The sequence below is a fragment of the Modestobacter roseus genome, assembly GCF_007994135.1.
Classification (GTDB): Bacteria; Actinomycetota; Actinomycetes; order Mycobacteriales; family Geodermatophilaceae; genus Modestobacter; species Modestobacter roseus.
Map to the genome: position 1 here is coordinate 3,214,124 of NZ_VLKF01000001.1, position 17,686 is coordinate 3,231,809.

20 protein-coding genes and 3 tRNA genes are annotated in these 17,686 nt (G+C 76.1%); 12 read left to right on the plus strand and 11 right to left on the minus strand.

What is annotated here, in order from left to right; all coding sequences use genetic code 11:
• The first annotated feature begins 42 nt into the window (after positions 1–42).
• On the plus strand, positions 43–381 hold the full coding sequence (locus JD78_RS15325; protein ID WP_153358565.1) for a hypothetical protein: 339 nt from the start codon (positions 43–45) through the stop codon (positions 379–381).
• 21 nt (positions 382–402) lie between these two features.
• On the opposite strand, the gene JD78_RS15330 is transcribed toward JD78_RS15325, so the two are convergent.
• On the minus strand, positions 403–1,023 hold the full coding sequence (locus tag JD78_RS15330; RefSeq protein ID WP_153358562.1) for an AMIN-like domain-containing (lipo)protein: 621 nt from the start codon (positions 1,021–1,023) through the stop codon (positions 403–405).
• A gap of 153 nt (positions 1,024–1,176) precedes the next feature.
• Between JD78_RS15330 and JD78_RS15335 the strand changes: the two genes are divergently transcribed.
• The 4 genes from JD78_RS15335 to JD78_RS15350 all read left to right on the plus strand — a co-directional run bounded on the left by JD78_RS15335 (position 1,177) and on the right by JD78_RS15350 (position 2,351).
• Positions 1,177–1,249 (plus strand) — tRNA-Glu (locus tag JD78_RS15335).
• A 72-nt stretch (positions 1,250–1,321) separates the two neighbouring features.
• Positions 1,322–1,398: transfer RNA gene (locus tag JD78_RS15340), tRNA-Asp, on the plus strand.
• Between the two features lie 31 nt (positions 1,399–1,429).
• Positions 1,430–1,503, plus strand: a tRNA-Phe gene (locus tag JD78_RS15345).
• Positions 1,504–1,607: 104 nt separating this feature from the next.
• Positions 1,608–2,351 (plus strand): response regulator transcription factor, encoded by a 744-nt coding sequence (locus JD78_RS15350; protein ID WP_153358561.1) that lies wholly within the window; start codon positions 1,608–1,610, stop codon positions 2,349–2,351.
• Positions 2,352–2,410: 59 nt separating this feature from the next.
• Here the strand turns inward: JD78_RS15350 and JD78_RS15355 are convergent, their stop codons facing one another.
• Positions 2,411–3,439: a glycosyltransferase family protein gene (locus tag JD78_RS15355; RefSeq protein ID WP_153358559.1), complete on the minus strand. Its 1,029-nt coding sequence runs from the start codon at positions 3,437–3,439 to the stop codon at positions 2,411–2,413.
• A 236-nt stretch (positions 3,440–3,675) separates the two neighbouring features.
• Here JD78_RS15355 and JD78_RS15360 point away from each other — a divergent pair, with 236 nt between their 5' ends.
• Both JD78_RS15360 and JD78_RS15365 read left to right on the plus strand, forming a co-directional pair.
• Complete coding sequence (locus tag JD78_RS15360; RefSeq protein WP_166521220.1) at positions 3,676–4,311, plus strand: hypothetical protein; 636 nt, start codon at positions 3,676–3,678, stop codon at positions 4,309–4,311.
• A 2-nt stretch (positions 4,312–4,313) separates the two neighbouring features.
• On the plus strand, positions 4,314–5,087 hold the full coding sequence (locus JD78_RS15365; protein WP_166521221.1) for a hypothetical protein: 774 nt from the start codon (positions 4,314–4,316) through the stop codon (positions 5,085–5,087).
• A 38-nt stretch (positions 5,088–5,125) separates the two neighbouring features.
• Here the strand turns inward: JD78_RS15365 and JD78_RS15370 are convergent, their stop codons facing one another.
• Positions 5,126–5,701 (minus strand): TetR/AcrR family transcriptional regulator, encoded by a 576-nt coding sequence (locus JD78_RS15370; protein ID WP_153358555.1) that lies wholly within the window; start codon positions 5,699–5,701, stop codon positions 5,126–5,128.
• Between the two features lie 53 nt (positions 5,702–5,754).
• On the opposite strand from JD78_RS15370, the gene JD78_RS15375 reads away from it, so the two are divergent.
• On the plus strand, positions 5,755–6,468 hold the full coding sequence (locus tag JD78_RS15375; RefSeq protein ID WP_153358553.1) for an MBL fold metallo-hydrolase: 714 nt from the start codon (positions 5,755–5,757) through the stop codon (positions 6,466–6,468).
• Positions 6,469–6,490: 22 nt separating this feature from the next.
• Here JD78_RS15375 and pcaC read toward each other — a convergent pair whose 3' ends face one another.
• The 5 genes from pcaC to pcaH are packed head-to-tail and all read right to left on the minus strand — an operon-like array spanning position 6,491 to position 10,529.
• Positions 6,491–6,919, minus strand: coding sequence for a 4-carboxymuconolactone decarboxylase (gene pcaC, locus JD78_RS15380; protein WP_228395019.1), 429 nt, complete (start codon positions 6,917–6,919; stop codon positions 6,491–6,493).
• A complete protein-coding gene (gene pcaD / locus JD78_RS15385; RefSeq protein WP_153358551.1) occupies positions 6,916–7,692 on the minus strand; it encodes a 3-oxoadipate enol-lactonase in 777 nt (258 codons plus the stop codon). Before pcaD ends, pcaC begins: the two co-directional genes overlap by 4 nt.
• On the minus strand, positions 7,689–9,050 hold the full coding sequence (locus JD78_RS15390; protein ID WP_228395018.1) for a lyase family protein: 1,362 nt from the start codon (positions 9,048–9,050) through the stop codon (positions 7,689–7,691). The genes pcaD and JD78_RS15390 overlap by 4 nt, the downstream gene beginning before the upstream one ends.
• A 55-nt stretch (positions 9,051–9,105) precedes the next feature.
• A complete protein-coding gene (gene pcaG, locus JD78_RS15395; RefSeq protein ID WP_153358549.1) occupies positions 9,106–9,762 on the minus strand; it encodes a protocatechuate 3,4-dioxygenase subunit alpha in 657 nt (218 codons plus the stop codon).
• On the minus strand, positions 9,762–10,529 hold the full coding sequence (gene pcaH, locus JD78_RS15400) for a protocatechuate 3,4-dioxygenase subunit beta (RefSeq protein WP_153358547.1): 768 nt from the start codon (positions 10,527–10,529) through the stop codon (positions 9,762–9,764). Before pcaH ends, pcaG begins: the two co-directional genes overlap by 1 nt.
• A gap of 68 nt (positions 10,530–10,597) precedes the next feature.
• Here pcaH and JD78_RS15405 point away from each other — a divergent pair, with 68 nt between their 5' ends.
• From JD78_RS15405 to JD78_RS15420, 4 genes are all read left to right on the plus strand, one after another.
• On the plus strand, positions 10,598–11,374 hold the full coding sequence (locus JD78_RS15405) for an IclR family transcriptional regulator (protein ID WP_153358545.1): 777 nt from the start codon (positions 10,598–10,600) through the stop codon (positions 11,372–11,374).
• Between the two features lie 50 nt (positions 11,375–11,424).
• Positions 11,425–12,597: a 4-hydroxybenzoate 3-monooxygenase gene (locus JD78_RS15410; RefSeq protein ID WP_153358543.1), complete on the plus strand. Its 1,173-nt coding sequence runs from the start codon at positions 11,425–11,427 to the stop codon at positions 12,595–12,597.
• A 254-nt stretch (positions 12,598–12,851) separates the two neighbouring features.
• A complete protein-coding gene (locus JD78_RS15415) occupies positions 12,852–13,061 on the plus strand; it encodes a hypothetical protein (protein WP_153358542.1) in 210 nt (69 codons plus the stop codon).
• Between the two features lie 130 nt (positions 13,062–13,191).
• Positions 13,192–13,644, plus strand: coding sequence for a hypothetical protein (locus JD78_RS15420; RefSeq protein WP_153358540.1), 453 nt, complete (start codon positions 13,192–13,194; stop codon positions 13,642–13,644).
• Here JD78_RS15420 and mftG read toward each other — a convergent pair.
• Genes mftG through JD78_RS22640 form a run of 3 tightly spaced genes read right to left on the minus strand, consistent with a single transcriptional unit; the run spans position 13,625 to position 17,413 of the window.
• Entirely contained in the window at positions 13,625–15,283 is a 1,659-nt protein-coding gene (gene mftG, locus JD78_RS15425; RefSeq protein WP_153358538.1) for a mycofactocin dehydrogenase MftG, read from the minus strand. The two genes, JD78_RS15420 and mftG, sit on opposite strands and share 20 nt — an antisense overlap.
• Before the next feature lie 35 nt (positions 15,284–15,318).
• Positions 15,319–16,188, minus strand: coding sequence for an MBL fold metallo-hydrolase (locus JD78_RS15430; protein WP_153358536.1), 870 nt, complete (start codon positions 16,186–16,188; stop codon positions 15,319–15,321).
• A 13-nt stretch (positions 16,189–16,201) separates the two neighbouring features.
• Positions 16,202–17,413 carry a M23 family metallopeptidase gene (locus tag JD78_RS22640; protein ID WP_208104111.1) on the minus strand — a complete coding sequence of 404 codons (1,212 nt, stop codon included), beginning with the start codon at positions 17,411–17,413 and terminating at the stop codon, positions 16,202–16,204.
• Between the last annotated feature and the right edge of the window lie 273 nt (positions 17,414–17,686).

Genomic DNA, 17,686 nt, shown 5'->3' on the forward strand with positions numbered 1-17,686 from the left:
GGGTCGCCGCGCCCGGCGGCCGCCCCGCCCTACGCTCCGGGCATGCCGACCCAGCCCAGCCACCGGACCCGGTCGACGGCCGCCGCGCTCGCCGCCGGCGCCCTGCTGCTCGCCCCCCTCACCGCGTGCAGCTTCAGCTCGGAGAACGTCTCCTGCGCCGACAACCGCTGCACGGTGTCCCTCTCCGGCGAGGGCGCCACCGCCACCCTGCTCGGCACCGAGGTCGCCTTCGGTGGCGTGCAGGACGGTCAGGCGACCCTGACGGTGGGCCAGACCTCGGTCTCCTGCGGTGAGGGTGACAGCGTCACGGCCGGGCCACTGGAGCTCAGCTGCACCTCGGTGGACGGCGACTCGGTCGAGCTGACCGCCTCGCTGGGCTGACCCGGCACAGCAGCCCCGGAGTCAGGGGACCTTCGCCACGTCGACGACCAGCCGGGACGGGTCGCTCAGCGCGGACACCTGGAAGGGAACCTGCCCCGTGGTGCCGATCCAGGCCACCGACTGCCCCTCGAACGTCGCGTCGTAGACGACCCCCTCGACCGGCCCCGTGCCGGTCGCCACCGGGCCGCGGCCCAGCTCCTCGGCGCCGGTCTCGTAGGGGTAGCTCGTGCCGGTGAGGACCACCTGCAGGTACGCCTCCCCCGGGACGTCGACCGGCGCACCACTGCCCTGCGACGAGGGTGCGTCCACGTACTCGACCAGCCAGCCGGGGGTGCCGGTGCCGGCGAGCTCGAAGACCACGCGCTGGAACTCCTCGTGCTCCCCCACCCGCACCGAGGTGACGGTCAGCCCTTCGGCACCGGCCGGGTCGCCGCTGGCGGCCGCCGTGCCCGTGGGGGCGGGCTCGTCACCCTGCCCGGTGGTGGGGGCTGCGCTCGTCGTCACCGGGGCGCTGGACGTCGTGACGCCGGACGCGGCGGTGTCGGTGTCGGTCGACGCCGCCTGGCCACACCCGGCGAGGAGCAGGGCGGTGGCCAGCAGGACGGCGGAGCCGGCCCCACGGCACAGCGGGGAGATGCGCACGCCGCGATGCTGGCACGTCCGGACCGCGCGCCGGGGCTGCCACGCGGTCCGGGCGGACAGCCGTCGGCGGTGCGCCCGACAGGCCGACCGCCCCCCCGGTGCGAAGCACCCCCGCGGGGCATGTATGGTTCTCCATGCCTCCGGCGCTGATGAGCCCTCATCGTCTAGCGGTCCAGGACGCCGCCCTTTCAAGGCGGTAGCACGGGTTCGAACCCCGTTGGGGGCACGCACGAACAGCACCACCAGAACACAGCAACACGGCACCACCGGAACACGGCACCACCAGAAGAACATGCAAGGCCCTGTAGCGCAGTTGGTTAGCGCGCCGCCCTGTCACGGCGGAGGTCGCGGGTTCGAGTCCCGTCAGGGTCGCCATCCGGCGCCCGGCACCAGCCGGGTCCGGTGGGGGCAGGTAGCTCAGTCGGTACGAGCGCTCGCCTGAAAAGCGAGAGGTCGGCGGTTCGACCCCGCCCCTGCCCACCCACTCCCCGTTCCGCGCGGCCCGTCGTCCGGTTGCGCACCTGACAGCCACTTCCTGGCGCGATCACAGTGAACTCGCAGGATCGCCCGGCAGGGTCGCTGGCATGACCACGAGCACCCCCTCGGCCCCGAGCTCCCGGGCCCAGCTGACCCGCCCCGACGGCAGCGCCCTGCGGGTGCTGGTCGTCGATGACGAGCCCTCCATCTGCGAGCTGCTGTCGATGGCGCTGCGCTACGAGGGCTGGGACGTGCGCACCGCGGCCGACGGGGCCGAGGCCGTCCGCACCGCGCGCGACTTCCGTCCCGACGCCGTCGTCCTGGACGTGGTGCTGCCGGACACGGACGGCCCGGAGGTGCTTCGCCGGCTGCGCGCGGACACCCCCCTGGTGCCGGTGGTCTTCCTCACCACCAAGGACGCCCTGGAGGACCGGATCGCCGGCCTCACCGCCGGTGGCGACGACTACGTCACCAAGCCGTTCAGCCTGGAGGAGGTCGCCGCCCGGCTGCGTGGCCTGCTGCGCCGCACCAGCCGCGCGGTCGCCGACGACGGCCTGCTGGTGGTCGGCGACCTCACGCTGGACGAGGAGAGCCACGAGGTCACCCGCGGCGGTGCCGACATCCGCCTCACCGCCACCGAGTTCGAACTGCTGCGCTACCTCATGCGCAACCCCAAGCGGGTGCTGTCCAAGGCGCAGATCCTCGACCGGGTCTGGCAGTACGACTTCGGCGGCCAGGGCAACATCGTCGAGCTGTACATCTCCTACCTGCGCCGCAAGATCGACGCCGGCCGGACGCCGATGATCCACACGCTCCGTGGCGCCGGGTACGTGATCAAGCCCGCGGCGTGACCCGCTGACGCGTCTCGTCCCCGGCGGACGCGCCAGGACGGCCGCTGCCGGACCCGGGCTCAGACCGCCCGTGCGTCGGCGGAGACCTGGGCGTAGACCTGCGCGTGCAGCCGCCGCACCGCCTCCGCCTGCTCGATGCGCCACTGCCGGTCGACCCGCGGCGGCGCGGGCCGGGTGAGGGCCGCCACGACGGCGGAGTTCAACGAGGCGGCGTCCAGCCCGTCGCGGGGCTCGTTGCCGTAGACGACGACGTCGGACCACTGCTGGGTGTGGAAGCCACCGCCCGGCACGACCGCCCGGGTGCCGGCGTCCCGGCACAGCTCCACCCAGCTGTCGTGCGTGCCCGATCGGTGGGGCAGCACCGAGACGTGCAGCTCCTGCAGGTACCGCACCCAGGCGGCCGGGTCCTCCGCCCAGCTGCCCCGCAGCTCCAGCTCCCCGGCAGCGGCGAGGGCGGCGAGCTCGGGCAGGCGGTCGGCGACGTCGACGTCGGGGTGCACGTCCACCCGTAGCCGCCCACCACCGGAGACGGCACCGGACAGCGCGGCCCGCACCAGCTCCACCGGTTCGGCCACCTCCGGCTCGAGCCGGCCCAGGTGCACGCCGACCAGCCGGGTCTCCCGGCCGATGTCGGGCGTGGGCGCCGCCAGGGACGGGTGGGCCACCACGATGGCGGTGCGGGCGAACCGGTCGGCGATCTCGTCGGCCGCGCCGGGGGTCAGCGTCAGGACCACCTCGGCGGTGGTGAGCAGCGACCTCAGGTGCGCCTGGTGCCGCCCCGGGGTCGAGCCGGTCGGTGGCCGCAGGTCGTGGACGGTGACCACCAGCGGCACCCCGGCCCGCCGGACCGCCGTGGTCCAGCGCTCCATCTCCGGGATCGAGAGGTGCTCGTAGCCGGCGTGCAGGTGCAGCACGTCGATCTCACCGGCGTGCGCGGCCAGGTGCTCGACGTCCAGCCACGGGCTGGGCGTGGCCTCGGGGCCGACCGGCACCACCGAGGCAGGCGAGACCGCCGCGACGTACGGGCTGCGAGCGGGGATGCTCGCCACCCGGGTGGCGGGCGCGCTCGGTCCAGACGCTGCGGTCACGCGGTCGTGCTCCTCCTGCGGTCGTGCACGGCGACAGGAGGGTGCGGCGCTCCTCGGCGGTCGGTGCGGTGGGCCTCTCAGCCTGCCGGACGCAACTACCCGGCGTGGTCGGGAGTCAACCCACAGCTCACCCGAGCGGGGGACCCGGGGACCGCGCGGCTGAGTGCGCCGGCCCCGTGCCGTCGGTTACGTTCCGCCCACCTGACCAGCACGGCGGGACGACGGGAGGCGCGCGGGTGGACGAGCACGGCGGACCGGTCGCGACGGCGGCCCCCGCGGTCCCCCACCCCCGCCGGCGCCGGGTCGACCCCCGGCTGATCGCCGCGGGGGTGCTGGTGGTGCTGCTCGCCCTCGGCGCCGGCGTGATGCTCGTGCTGCGCGGTCACCCGCTCACCGTCGACGGGCGCTACGTCACCGACCCGGCGGCGGTGCTCGCCGACGCCGACCGGAGGTTCGCCGACTACGTCGACCAGCGCGCCGGAGCCCGCGGCCCGCAGAGCCGCTGCTGGTTCCAGCTCATCGACCCCGACGGCAGCGAGATCGCCCGGGAGCTGCGGTGCGGCCCGGTGCTCTTCGTCGGTGGCGACCCCGCGCGCAGCTGGCTGCGGTTCCCGCTGACCGCCACCCCGGCCGGCGGCGACGTCCGGCTGCGCCCGGCCGGCCTGCCCACGGACCCCGACCCGCAGGCCCTTGACGACGCCGGCCTGCTCTTCCACCCCGACGGGGCCAGCCCGCCGTCGGGCAGCGCCGGGCTGCGGGTGCCCGAGGTGCCGCGCGCCGAGCCGGGCTACACCGCTGTCGGCCCGTTCCCCACCCTGTCCTGGACGGCGCCCGCGGGCCCGCCCGGCTGGCCGGGCCCGCGGCCGCGGTGACGGTGACCGGGCTGGCCACGCCGGACGTCGTCGGCAGCGGCGACGCGGCCCGCCGTCCCGCCGAGGGCCAGCGGTTCCTGGCCGTCCGGTTCACGGTCGAGCCCGGCGAGGGCCGGTCGGCCACCCCGCCCGCCCTCAGCTACCAGGTCCCGGGGGCCGCGCCCGTGCCGGTGGCCCCGGCACTGGTCGCCCCGGGCAGCACGGTGGAGGCCGTGGTCGCCGTCCCCGCGGACGCGACGCAGGCCGACCTGGTGGTGCTCGACGACGGGCTCGAGCAGCGGCTGTCACTGGTCGACGGCGCCCCCGGCCCGGGCAACGTGCAGGTGCTGGCCCGGACCCAGCGGACGGCGGAGGTGGGGGCGAGCCGGGAGACCGATGCCCTGTTCAGCGCGCCCGGCCGGGTACCGGCGACCTTCCCGGTCACGGTGCGCCTGGACGCGGCGACGCTGCAGTGGTTCGCCGGCCCCGACGGCTCGGTGCGCCCCCGCGACCCGGCCCGGGCCTACCTGGTGCTGGACGTGACCATGGCGCTGCCCGAGGGCGAGCCGGGCGCCGTCCCCGTCGACCTGCTCACGCTGGTCCTGCCCGACGGCACCCGGCGCCCCGGGGTCGACCTCACCCGGTCCGCGGACCGGGTGCTGGCCGCCTTCGACGTCCCCGCCGGCTTCACCACCGGGGAGGTCGCCGTCCGGGGGCGGGCCACGTTCCCGGACGGGGTGACCGCCGACCTCGGCGCCGACGGGGTGCGGTTCCCCGTCACGATCCCGGCCGGCTGACCCGCTGGTGGGGCCCGGCGGACGGGGACACCGCGCCGTCACCGATCGGTGATCGCCTCGGCGAGACGCCGGATCCCGTAGTCGAACGCCTCGTCGAGGTCGCCGCCCAGCCGGAAGGCACTGCTCAGTTCCATCAGGATGAAACCCGTCGCCCACGCCGTCACGGTGCGGGCCGCCTGGAGTGCGTGCCGGGGTCCTGCCAGCTCGGCGACCACGTCGAACAGCGGTGCGCTCGTCGCCGCCAGCAGCGCCGGGTCCAGCCTCAGGTCGCCCGGCGCGAAGACCAGCCGGAAGGCGGCGGGGCGGACCCGCGCGAACTCGCGCGCCGCCACGATGAGCGCTTCGAGCCGGGCCCGGGGATCGCCGACGGGAGCGCCGTCCCCGCCGGCGCCGACCGCCCGGGCCAGCCGCTCCCGCAGGTCGCCGAGCGCGGCCTCCGCGACCATCTCGATGAGCTCGTCGCGGTTGCGCAGCCGCTTGTACAACGACGGCGCCCGCACGCCGACCCGCGCCGCGACGGCCGCCATCGTCACGGCGGGGAGTCCGTCGGACTCGAGCAGGTCACCGGCGGCGGACACGATGGCGGAGAGGGACGTGCGGTCGGGGGTGGGCACACCGCCAATGTAGCTATTGCCCGTAGCCATGATGGCTAAGTATCATAGCCATCATGGAACTCGCCCCCGGCCTCCACCGCATCGGCAACGACCTCGTGGCCGCCCACCTCGTCGTGACCGACGAGGGCATCACCGCCATCGACGCCGGTCTCCCCGGCCACTGGCGCGACCTGGTCCGCGAGCTGACCGCCATCGGGCGGGAGCCCGCGGACATCCGCGGCGTCGTGCTCACCCATGGCGACTCCGACCACATCGGCTTCGCCGAGAGGCTGCGGCGCGACCACGGGGTGCCGGTGTTCGTGCACGCGGCTGACGCCGCCCGGGCCCGCGGTGAGGAGTCGAGCAAGCCCGCCTGGGGCGGCACCCGCCTGGGTCCGCTGGCGCGCTTCCTGGCCTACTCAGCCCGCAAGGGCGGGCTGCGCACCACCCACGTCGAGCAGGTGGTGGAGGTCGCCGACGGTCAGGTCCTCGACCTGCCCGGAGCCCCGGAGGTCCTCAACCTGCCCGGGCATTCACCCGGCAGCATCGCCGTCCACGTGCCCGAGGTCAGTGCCCTCTTCGTGGGCGACGCGCTCACCACCGGCCACGTGCTCACCGGCCGGCAGGGGCCGCAGCCGGCACCGTTCACCGACGACCAGGCGACCGCGGCTGCCTCTCTCGCCCGGCTGGAGCCGCTGCAGGTGGACTGGGTGCTGCCCGGGCACGGTGCCCCGTGGCGGGGCGGCGTCCCCCAGCTGCTGGCGGCCTACCGCGCCGCAGCGGGCTGAGTCGCCACCCCCGCAGCGGCGCTCACCCCTGGGCGCGCAGCTCCGCGAGGATCGGCTTGGCGACGGCGAGGGCGTGGTTGGCCGCCGGCACCCCCGCGTAGACCGCAGTGTGCAGGCAGACCTCGGCGATCTCCTCGTCGGTCAGCCCGTTGTGCACCGCCGCCTTCACGTGCAGCGCGAACTCGTCCCAGTGCCGCAGGGACGCGGTGATCGCCAGGGTCAGCATGCTGCGCTGCCGCCGGTCCAGGCCGGGCCGCTGCCACAGGTCGCCCCAGGCGACCCGGGTGATGAAGTCCTGGAAGTCGGCGGTGAACGGGGTGACGCCGGCGACCGCGCGGTCCACGTGCGCGTCGCCGAGCACCTCCCGGCGCACCCGCATGCCGGCGGCGCGGCGCTGCTCGTCGGTCTCCAGCGGGTGGCCCTCGGTCCCCCGTGGGTGCTGCTCGGTCACAGTGCGCCTCCGGTGGCGTGCGCGATCAGCGCATCGGACACCTGGGGCACCCGCTCCAGGTTGGCCAGGTGGGCGGCCGGGCTCAGGCTCAGCAGCGTGGCGCCGGGCACCCCGTCGGCGATCGCCCGCTGGTGCTCCGGCGGCACGGCCTGGTCCTCCGCGCCGGAGACCACGAGCGTCGGCGCGGTGATCCGCCCGAGGTCTGCGCGCTGGTCCATGTGCTGGATCGCCGCACAGCAGCCGGCGTAGCCCTCGTCGTCGGCGGCGGCCACCATCGCCTGCAGCCGGGCCACCAGGTCCGGGTGCGCGGCGGCGTACGCCGGGGTGAGCCACCGGCTGACCACCGGCTCGGCGATCACGGCCGTGCCCTGGGCGCGCACGGTGCGCGCCCGGTCGGCCCAGCTCTCGGCGTTGCCGGTGTACGCCGAGCTGCACAGCACCGCCAGCGTGAGCAGCCGCTGCGGCTCACGCACCGCCAGCCGCAGCCCGGTCATCCCGCCGATGGAGACCCCGGCGACGTGCGCCCGGGCCACCCCGAGCCGGTCCAGCAGCGCGACCACGTCGTCGGCGAGGTCGTCGATCGTCGAGTCACCTCGCACCGACGGCGACCGCCCGTGCCCGCGGGTGTCGTAGCGGACCACCCGGAACCGCTCGGTCAGCGCCGGTACCTGCGGGTCCCACATGGACAGGTCCGTGCCCAGCGAGTTGGACAGCAGCATCACCGGTGCGTCGGCCGGCCCCTCGACGACGGCGTGCACCTCGACGGCGGTCATGGAGCTCCTCCCTGCCCGGCGGGGTCCGCCTGGGTCGCGATGGTGTGCGCGGCGAGCACGGCGTCGACCTGCGCGCCGGCCTCGCCGACGTCGGGCGTGGTGTCGGCGACCAGCGCGGCCCCGTCGACGTCGGACCGCTCGAGCACGACGTCGGCCAGCGAGCGGTCCTGCTCGGCGGCGCTGCGGACGGCGGTGGCCGCGGCGTCGTGCGCGGGCCCCGCACCCAGCGCCGGGGTGAGCGCCTCGGCCAGCGCACCGGCCAGGACGGGGTCGGTGGCGGCGGCGACCGTCGCGGCCATCCGCCCGGTGTCCAGGCGCAGGCTGCCCAGGCTCTCGGCCAGCCAGGACGCCGCCGAGCCCACGGTGCCCAGCAGGTCGGTCAGCGTGGGCCACTCGGCGTGCCAGGTGCCCGCGCCCCGCTCGTGCTCCTGCTCCATCGCGGCGAACAGGGTGGCCACCAGGCCGGGTGCCCGCCGGGCGCAGGCCCGGGCGGAGATCGCGGCCACCGGGTTGTTCTTGTGCGGCATGGCCGACGAGCCACCGCGGCCCTCGGCGACCTCGGCGGCCTCGGCCACCTCGGTCTGCGCCAGCAGGACGACGTCGACGGCGATGGTGGCCACCACGCCCGCGGCCGCCCCGAGCACGCCGGCGACGTCGGCGATCGGCAGCCGGACGGTGAACCAGGGCACCTCGGTGGTCCGCAGCCCCAGCTCCTCGGCCAGGGCGCCCCGCAGGTCGACCCCCGAGCCGGAGCTGGCCGCCAGGGTGCCGACCGCCCCGCCGTACTGCACCGGCAGCGTGCCCTGCACCGCGGCGATCCGGGCGCGCACGCCGTCGAGCCCGGCCAGCCAGCCGGCCGCCTTGAGCCCCACCGTGGTGGGCAGCGCCTGCTGGAGCAGGGTGCGGCCGATCAGCACGTCGTCACGGTGATCGGTGGCCAGCCGGGCGCACACCCCGGCCGCGGCGGCCAGGTCGGCGTCGATCAGCTGCAGCCCACGCCGCGCCAGCAGCACCGCCGCGGTGTCCAGGACGTCCTGGCTGGTCGCGCCGACGTGCACCGCGCGCGCCGCGTGCGGGCCCACGGCCTCCTGCAGCGCGCGGACCAGCGGCGGCACCGGGTTGCCGGCGTCCCCGGCGCGGGCGATGACGCCGGCCAGGTCGAGCCGGCCGGGATCGGCGCAGACCCGCCCGACCTCCTCGGCGGCGGTCTCCGCGACCAGCCCGACCCGGGCCGCTGCGCGGGCCAGCGCCGCCTCCACCTCCAGCAGCGCGACCAGCCAGGCGTCGCCGGCCCCGGCGTTCACCGGGCCACGGGCGAAGGTGGCGGCCAGCAGGCCGGACACGGGGAGTCCAGTCACCGGCCCATCCTGGCGGGTGCCAGGTCGCCGCGGGCGGTCAGGTCGCCGCGGGCGGTCACACCGCGAAGAAGACGGTCTCGTCGGCACCCTGCAGGTGGACGTCGAGCAGGTAACCGTCGTCGGCGGGGGTGGCGATGAGGGTGGCGCGCGCGGCGTCGTCGGGCAGGCTCGCCAGCACGACGTCCTCGGCGTTGGCCGCGGCCTCGTCGGCGAAGTAGATCCGGGTGACCACCCGGTCCAGCATGCCGCGGGCGAACACCGAGACGTCGACGTGCGGGGCCTGCAGGCCACCCTCGCCGTCGGGCACCCGGCCGGGCTTGAGCGTGCAGATGGCGTACCGCCCGCCGTCCCGGGTCTGGGACCGGCCGAAGCCGCGGAACCCGGGGCGCACCACGGCGCCCCGCGGGTCGTCGGGGTGGGCGAACCGGCCGTCGGGGTCGGCCTGCCAGGTCTCGACCATCGCGTCGGGCACGGCATCGCCGTTGCCGTCGAGCACCCGGCCGCGCAGCCAGATCGCCCCCGCCGTGCCCTCGGCGACGGCGAAGGGTGCGTCGGGCCAGGTCAGCCCGATGGCCAGGTACGGGCCGACGGTGGCGCTGGGCGTGGTGCCCAGGCGCAGCGGCTCGTCGAGGAAGCCGGTGCCCGGCCGCCCCGACCGGGGCCGGCTGATCTCCGTGCTGGGCGGCACGTCCAGCGGGTCGCTCAGCGTCATCAGGCCACGTCTCCGTCGTCGTCGGTCTCGAACGGCGTCTGGTCGGTGCCGCGCAGGACGATGTCCCACTCGAAGGCCAGCGCCCAGTCGGGCTGGGTGCGCGCCAGGTCGAACCGGCTGATCGCGCGGTACCGGGCCGACGGCGGGATCGCCTGGAAGATCGGGTCCTGCCCGAACAGCGGGTCGTCCGGGAAGTACATCTGGGTGACCAGCCGCTGGGTGAACGCCCGGCCGAACAGGCTGAAGTGGATGTGCGCCGGCCGCCAGGCGTTGTGGTGGTTGCCCCACGGGTAGGCGCCGGGCTTGATGGTGGTGAACTCGTACCGGCCCAGGCTGTCGGTGACGACCCGGCCCAGCCCGTCGAAGTGCGGGTCCAGCGGCGCCGGCCAGTTGTCCACGACGTGCCGGTAGCGGCCGCCGGCGTTGGCCTGCCACACCTCCACCAGCGCGTCGGGCACCGGGCGGCCGTCGCTGTCGAGCACCCGGCCGAACACGATGATCCGCTGCCCCTGCGCCTCCCCGCCCAGGCGCACGGTGAGGTCGGCGTCGGCGGCGGTCACCCGGTCCTCGCCGAGCACCGGGCCGGTCACCTCGGTGAGCCGGTGCGGCAGGTCGACCGGCGTGCGCAGCGGCGCCCGCAACCCCGTGCTCTTGTACGCGGGGAAGCCGACCGGCGTGCGGGACCCCTCGGGTTCACGCAGGTAACGCGGCAGGATGAGGGCGCTGCCCTCCGCGGGCCGCGGCGCCCGCGATGTGGTCCCGGTCATGTCCGGACCGTACGGCCGGGGATAGGCTCGCACAGCCCTGACTTCCACTGAGCAGAACGGACGATGCCGTGGCCGGAGGTGCAGCCGCGGCCGGGCGGTCGGTGACCTCCCGGGCGCTCGGCGTGCTCGACGCCTTCGACACCGACCACCCGCGGCTCACCCTGTCCGAGGTCGCGACCCGGTCGGGCACACCCCTCACCACCACGCACCGGCTGCTCGGCGAGCTGGTCGAGTGGGGTGCACTGGTCCGCCGCCCGGACGGCCGCTACGAGATCGGCCGCAAGCTCTGGGACCTCGGGCTGCTCGCGCCGGTGCAGCTGGAGCTCCGGCAGGTGGCCGCCCCGTTCCTGCTCGACGTGCACACCGCCACCCGGGACACCGTGCACCTCGCCGTCCGGGAGGGCCTCCGCGCGTTGTACGTCGAGCGGATCTCCGGGCGGGAGTCGGTGCCGGTCGTCAGCACCGTGGGCAGCCGGCTGCCGCTGCACGCCACCGGCGTGGGCAAGGTGCTGCTGGCCTGCGCGCCCGACGAGGTCGTCGAGCGGGCGCTGCAGGAGCTCACCCGGGAGACCCGCTACACCGTCGTCGACCCGCGGGCGATCACCCGCGAGCTGGGCGACGTCCGCCGCCGCGGCTGGTCGCGCACCACCGAGGAGATGTCCCTGGGCACCGCGTCGGTCGCCGTCCCGGTCACCGTCGACCGGTCCGCCGGCCCGGTCGTCGTCGCCGCGCTGGGCATCGTCGTCCCCACCCACCGCCGGGACCTCACGCGGCTGGCACCCGTGCTGCAGGTCGCCGCCCGGGGCATCGGGCGGGCCCTCGCCCGGACCGTCGAGTTCCACTGAGCAGAAGGCCCGACTCGGCCCGGGGGCGCGACCGGGGCCACACTCGCCCCATGCGGACCCAGGTGGGGATCATCGGAGCCGGCCCGGCGGGGCTGCTGCTGTCCCGGCTGCTGCAGCTGCGCGGCATCGACACCGTGGTGCTGGAGAACCGGTCGCGGGCCTACGTCGAGGCCCGCATCCGCGCCGGCATCCTCGAGCAGCACACCGTCACCACCCTGATCGACGCCGGGGTGGGCGACCGGCTGCAGCGGGAGGGGATGCCGCACGACGGTGTCCACCTGCAGTACCCCGGCACCCGACACCACCTCGACTTCGCCCAGCTGTGCGGCCGGAACGTGTGGCTCTACGGCCAGTCCGAGGTGGTCAAGGACCTCATCGCGGCCCAGCTGGACGACGGCCCGCCACTGCTGTTCGAGGTCTCCGACGTCAGCCCCGAGGACGTCGACGGCGACGCCCCGCGGATCCGGTTCACCGACGCCGAGGGGAGGGCGCAGGTGCTCGAGTGCGACGTCGTAGTCGGCGCGGACGGCTTCCACGGCGTCTCCCGCCCGGTGGTGACCGCCGGCACGTCCGGCCGCACCTGGGAGCGCACCTACCCCTACGCGTGGCTGGGGATCCTGGCCGACGTCGCGCCGTCGAGCGACGAGCTGGTCTACGCCTGGCACCCCGACGGCTTCGCCCTGCTGTCGATGCGGTCACCGACGGTCTCCCGGCTCTACCTGCAGGTCGACCCCACCGAGAAGATCGAGGACTGGTCCGACGACCGGATCTGGGACGGGCTCTCGACCCGGTTCGCCCTCGACGGCTGGGAGCTGCAGACCGGCCCGGTGACCGAGAAGTCGATCCTGCCGATGCGCTCGTTCGTCAGCGCGCCGATGCGCCGGGGCCGGCTCTTCCTGGCCGGCGACGCTGCGCACATCGTGCCGCCGACCGGCGCCAAGGGCCTGAACCTCGCCGTCGCCGACGTCACCCTGCTCGCCACCGCGCTGACCCGGCTGGTGCAGGAGCAGCGGACCGACCTGGTCGACAGCTACTCCGACCGGGCGCTGGCCCGGGTCTGGCGGTGCACCCACTTCTCCTGGTGGATGACCTCGATGCTGCACCGCTCCGGCGACGACTTCGACGCCGAGCTGCAGCTGTCCCAGCTCCGCCGGGTGTGCTCCTCGGAGGCCGCGGCCCGCGAGCTGGCCGAGAACTACACCGGCCTCCCCGTCGACGCCTGACCTCCCGTCTTTCGGCGCCGAAACCCGGCCGGGTTTCGGCGCCGAAGGCCGGGGTCCGGGGGCTGCTCGACCCTGCTCCGCCACCCGGTGACGGATCGACGACCTTCTGTCAGACTCTGACCAGCCGAATCGTCCAGCCCGAGTCGACACGTCGACCCCGTTGGCACAGTGACCCCACTCTCCCGGTGATCTTCGGTGAGATCTGCCTCCGCGCGGCTCTGACACGGACCGGTTCGCACCACTAGCTTCCAGTCATGCTCTCGACGCTCTTGACCCTGGCCGGCGTGCTCGTGGGGCTCCTCGTGCTGCTCACCCTGATCGTGCGGCTCAGTGCCCGGCCGGAGACCCGCGGCCGGACGAGCGCGGCCCGGGCCCCGGGCTGGGTCGTCGACGCCGGGCAGCCGCACCCGGACGCCTGGTCGCCGCTGTCCCAGACGAGCACCCAGGTCCGCGCCCTCCGCTGACCGGCGGGCACCCCCCGCCCCCTCCCGCGCCGCCGCATCCGCTCCGGGTCCGGCGGCGCCGGTGTCCCGCCTCCCGGCGCGCCGTATCGTGGCCGCCGGCGACGCGCACCCGGAGCATGTGGAGGACCCGATGGGAGCCCGCACCACCCGCGGTGCACGGCGACGTGCGTCCGCGCTCGGCGCCGCCGCGGCCCTGGTCCTCCTGCCGGGGTGCTCCGCCGACGACGCCGCGGAGGTCGCCGGCACCCCGGCCAGCTCCGGCAGCGCAGCCGCGACCGGCGCCGCGGGGGCGTTCCCGCTGCCCGCGGGCTGGCCGGCCCGGAGCGTGCCGGTTCCGCCGGGTGGCACCACCGAGGACACGTCGGCCGCCGCGGACTCCCCGTCCTTCGTCGTCTTCGACGTCGGCATGGAGGACGCCATGGCGTTCTACCGCGAGGCCCTCCCCGCCGAGGGCTGGCAGCTGCTCACCGACACCACCGACCCCGTGGCCCTGACCGCCGAGCGGCAGGGCGCGCAGGTGCTCGTCCTGGGCTCCAGCGACCCCGAGGTGGTCAGCGTGGTGCTCAGCCGGCCAGCGGGCTGAACCGGGCCGGGTCGTCGGTCATCAGCTCCGCGGCCCGCTCGCCGAGCATCACCGCGGTGGCGGCCGGTCCACGGGAGGTCACCCGCGGCATCACCGAGGTGTCCACCACCCGCAGGCCGCGCACCCCGCGCACCCGCAGCTGCTGGTCGACCACCGCGCCGGGGTCGCCGTCGGGCCCCATGCGGGCGGTGCCGGCCAGGTGGATGGCGGTGGCCAGGTGCCGCCGGGTCCAGCGGTCCAGCTCGCGGTCGTCGGCCAGCACGTCGTCGTCCAGGCCGGTCCGGGCCGCCACCAGGGGGGCGAAGGCCGCCGTCCGCAGCAGCTCGGTGGCCAGGCGCACCACCTCGCGCATGCGGCGCCGGTCGGACTCCTCGGTCAGGTAGCGGTGCTCGATCCGCGGCTGCACCGCCGGGTCGGCGCTGACCAGGCTGAGCCGGCCCCGGCTGTCCTCCTGCTGCAGCGCCACGGCGAGGAAGAGATCCTCCCGCCGCCGGGCCTGGTCCAGCAGCCGGTGCAGCGAGGCGCCCCGCAGCGCGCGCAGCGTCGTCACCGGCCGCCGCAGCGCCTCGGCGACCGGGGAGCCGGGGGCGCGGTCCAGCAGCACCCGGCTGAACGGCTTGAGCCAGGGCATCACCTCGAGGTCCCCGGGCGTCGGCGAGCCCGCCGACGTGGTGTGCAGCGCGCTGGACAGCGGGAGCAGCCCGCGCGGGGCGGGCAGCCGCTCACGGGGCTGCCAGGTCAGGTAGAGGTCCGGGTGGTCGGTGAAGTCCGCCCCCACCCCGGGGGCGTGCACGCGCACCGCCACGCCGGCGGCCCGCAGCTGGTCGGCGGGGCCGATGCCGGAGAGCATCAACAGCTGCGGGGTGGCCACCGCGCCGGCGGCGAGCACCACCTCGTCCGCGTGCACGGCGCCGTGCTCGGTCTGCACCCCGACCGCCCGGTCCCCGGCGAACAGCACCGCGGTCACCCGGGTGCCGCCCCGCACGGTGAGCAGCGGTGAGCCGCGCCGCGGGGAGAGGTAGGCCATCGCGGTGTTCACCCGCACGCCGTCGGCCACGTTGAGCGGCAGCGGGCCGTGCCCGGGTGGTCCGTCGGCGTTCTTGTCCGGCTCGGCCGGGAAGCCCAGCTCCCCGCAGGCGGCGGCGAACGCCTCGGTGACCGGGTGACCGCCGGCGACCCGGCGCACCGGCATCGGGCCGGAGTCGCCGTGCACGGGCGACCCGGGGTGGTCGGCGTCGGTCTCGGAGCGCCGGAACGCCGGCAGCACCGCGTCGTAGGACCACAGCTCGTTGCCGTCGGCGGCCCAGCCGTCGAAGTCCGCGCGGGTGCCGCGCACGAAGTAGGTGCCGTTGACCGCGCTGGAGCCGCCCAGCACCCGGCCGCGGACCACCGGGTAGCTGACGTCCTCGGCCAGCTGCGCGGTGTAGGTCCAGTTGGCGGGGTGCCCGGGGGTGACCGCCCCCAGGACGGCGGCGTCGCGCAGGGCCGGGGGGAAGTCACCCGGCTGCGGGTGGTCGGCACCGGCCTCCAGCACCAGCACCCGCCGCCCGGCGTCGACCAGGCGGGCCGCCAGCGCGCACCCGGCCGACCCGGCGCCCACGACGACGACGTCCCAGTCGCTGTCCGCCGGTCCGCTCACCCCGCCGACGCTAGGCGACGCCGTCCCCCGGCGTCTCAGGCCAGCCGCACCGCGTCGTCGCCGGCGGGCTCCACCCGCCCCTCGACGGCCAGCTTGGCCAGCGTGGCCCGGGTCGACTGGGCGGCGGCCGGCCACACCGCGCGGGGGACGGCGGCGTACACCTGCGCGACGAGCTCGGTCACCGACCGCGGCCCTCCGGTCAGCGCGGCCAGCAGCTGCTCCTCCCGGTACGCCCGGTGGGCCAGGTAGTACTCGACGACCGCACCGGGGTCCACGGTCAGCTCCGGGCCGTGGCCGCAGTAGAGCGCGGCCGGGCCGAGGTCGTGCAGCCGGCGCAGCGACGCGAGGTAGGCGAGCACGTCGCCCTCCGGGTGGGTCACCACCGACGTGCCCCGGCCCAGCACGTGATCGCCCACCAGCACGGCCCCGGAGTCCAGCCGGAAGGCCAGGTGGTCGGCGGTGTGGCCCGGGGTGGGCACCACCTGCAGCGTGGTCCCGGCCAGCCGGAGCCGCTCCCCCGGCACGAGCACCCGGCCGCGCGGTCCGGCGACCGCCGCCGTCGCCGCGGCCACCGGCGCGTCGAAGTGCCGGCCCCACGGCTGCGCCGCCTCGGCGTGGTCGCCGTGGTGGTGGGTGACCAGCACCGCCACCACCCGGGCGTCCCGGGCGGTGAGCGCCTCGTGCACCGCGGACAGGTGGGCAGGGTCGTCGGGGCCCGGGTCGACGACCACCGCCTGCCCGCTGCCGGGCTCGCCCACCAGGTAGGTGTTGGTGCCGTCCAGCGTCATCGGCGAGGGGTTGGGCGCGAGCACCCGGGTCACCAGCGGCTCGGGCGCCGCGGTGCGGGGCAGCGCCCCCGGCGCGGGCAGCCCCCAGCCCGCCCGGGGGTCCGGCGGTGCGGTCATCGGGGGACGCCGGTCAGCAGCCGGAGATGGAGATGCCCCGGGCGCGCAGCCACGGGACCGGGTCCACCTGGCCGCCGTAGAGCGCACCGCCGGGGTGCACCTCGAAGTGCAGGTGCGGTCCGGTCGACTGGCCCCGGTTGCCGACCTCGGCGATCTGCTCCCCGACCCCGACCCGGTCACCGGCGGAGACGAAGTGCCGGTTCACGTGCCCGTACACGGTCACCGCGCCGTCGTCCCCGCGGATGTAGACCGCCAGCCCGAAGCCGGTCGCGGAGCCGGCGCGGACGACCGTGCCGGTGGTGGCGGCGTAGATCGGCGTCCCGATCGGCGCGGCGATGTCCACCCCGAAGTGGGTCACGCCCCAGCGGGCCCCGTAGCAGCTGCTGGTCCGGCCACTGGCCGGGCGCACGTAGCCGTGACCGCCGGGGTCGCCACCGGAGACGACCTCCTGGCGGACGGCCGCGGCCTCCGCCGCCGCCTCGGCCGCCGCCCGGGCCGCCGCCTCCTCCGCCGCCCGCTGCTGCGCCTGCCAGACCTCGAAGGCGTTTCGCTCGCCCTGCAGCTGGAGCAACCGGACCTGGGCGTCCTGCAGCTGCTGGTCCAGCGCCGCCTTCTGCGCCACCACCTGGCCCACGGCGCTCTCCTGGGCGGCGAGCTGGGCGTCGGCCTCGAGCTTGGCGGCCGCCGCCGCGGCCTCGGCGGCGGCGGCCTGGTCACGCGCGGTGCGGGCACCGGCCTCCGCGGCCGCCTGCTGCGCCTCGGCGGCCTGCAGCGCCCCGAGCACGTCGAGCTGGTGGTCGGCGACGTACTCCAGGACCGCCGCCTTGCGCACCAGTTCGCCCGGCCCCTCGACGTCCAGCAGCGCCGCGGCGCTGCTGAGCGAGCTGCCGTTCATGTAGGTGTCGCGGGAGAAGTCCGCGATCCGCCCCCGCGCCTCGGTCACCGCGGCGATGGCGGCCGCCAGCTCGCGCATCGCCTGGTCCGCGGCCGCCTGGGCGAGCTGCCGTGACTCCTCGGCGGCCAGGTAGGCGGTGCCGGCCGCCTCGGCCAGGAACTGCACGCGCTCCAGCTCGGACTCCGCTGCGGCGACCAGGGCGGCGATCCGGCCGACCTCGGCAGCCGCCTGGTCCTGGGCCGACTGGGCCTGGCCGAGCTGCTCGTCACTGGGGTTGACCGGCTCGGCGAGCGCCGGCCCGGTGCCGGCGGCGAGGAGGGCCCCGGTCATGGCCAGGACGAGCAGCCGGGACCGCACTCCCGGTGCCGGACGGCGTCGCGCGGGGGCCGCCGGGGGTGTGCGGCGGCGGCGCAACGGGTGCTGCGGCATGGTCGCTCCCTGGGGAAGAGGGATGGACGTCGGGCCCAGCGAGAGTCGCACCGCCACCACCAGTCACGAAGGCAACACGCGGCGCAGTGGAAACCGCCGCCGGACAACACGAGGTCACCGGTCCGGGACGTCGAGTTGTCGACGTGGCGGTCGGTGCACCGGGATCCAGCACAC

Bases quoted from the DNA above. Each gene is read 5' to 3' on its own strand.
- JD78_RS15375 (WP_153358553.1), top strand. From the start codon at position 5,755: ATGGAACTCGCCCCCGGCCTCCACCGCATCGGCAACGACCTCGTGGCC.
- JD78_RS15415 (WP_153358542.1), top strand. From the start codon at position 12,852: ATGCTCTCGACGCTCTTGACCCTGGCCGGCGTGCTCGTGGGGCTCCTC.
- JD78_RS22640 (WP_208104111.1), bottom strand. From the start codon at position 17,413: ATGACCGGGGCCCTCCTCGCCGCCGGCACCGGGCCGGCGCTCGCCGAG.
- JD78_RS15430 (WP_153358536.1), bottom strand. From the start codon at position 16,188: ATGACCGCACCGCCGGACCCCCGGGCGGGCTGGGGGCTGCCCGCGCCG.
- JD78_RS15420 (WP_153358540.1), top strand. From the start codon at position 13,192: ATGGGAGCCCGCACCACCCGCGGTGCACGGCGACGTGCGTCCGCGCTC.
- pcaD (WP_153358551.1), bottom strand. From the start codon at position 7,692: ATGACCGCCGTCGAGGTGCACGCCGTCGTCGAGGGGCCGGCCGACGCA.
- JD78_RS15350 (WP_153358561.1), top strand. From the start codon at position 1,608: ATGACCACGAGCACCCCCTCGGCCCCGAGCTCCCGGGCCCAGCTGACC.
- JD78_RS15325 (WP_153358565.1), top strand. From the start codon at position 43: ATGCCGACCCAGCCCAGCCACCGGACCCGGTCGACGGCCGCCGCGCTC.
- JD78_RS15410 (WP_153358543.1), top strand. From the start codon at position 11,425: ATGCGGACCCAGGTGGGGATCATCGGAGCCGGCCCGGCGGGGCTGCTG.
- pcaG (WP_153358549.1), bottom strand. From the start codon at position 9,762: ATGACGCTGAGCGACCCGCTGGACGTGCCGCCCAGCACGGAGATCAGC.
- pcaH (WP_153358547.1), bottom strand. From the start codon at position 10,529: ATGACCGGGACCACATCGCGGGCGCCGCGGCCCGCGGAGGGCAGCGCC.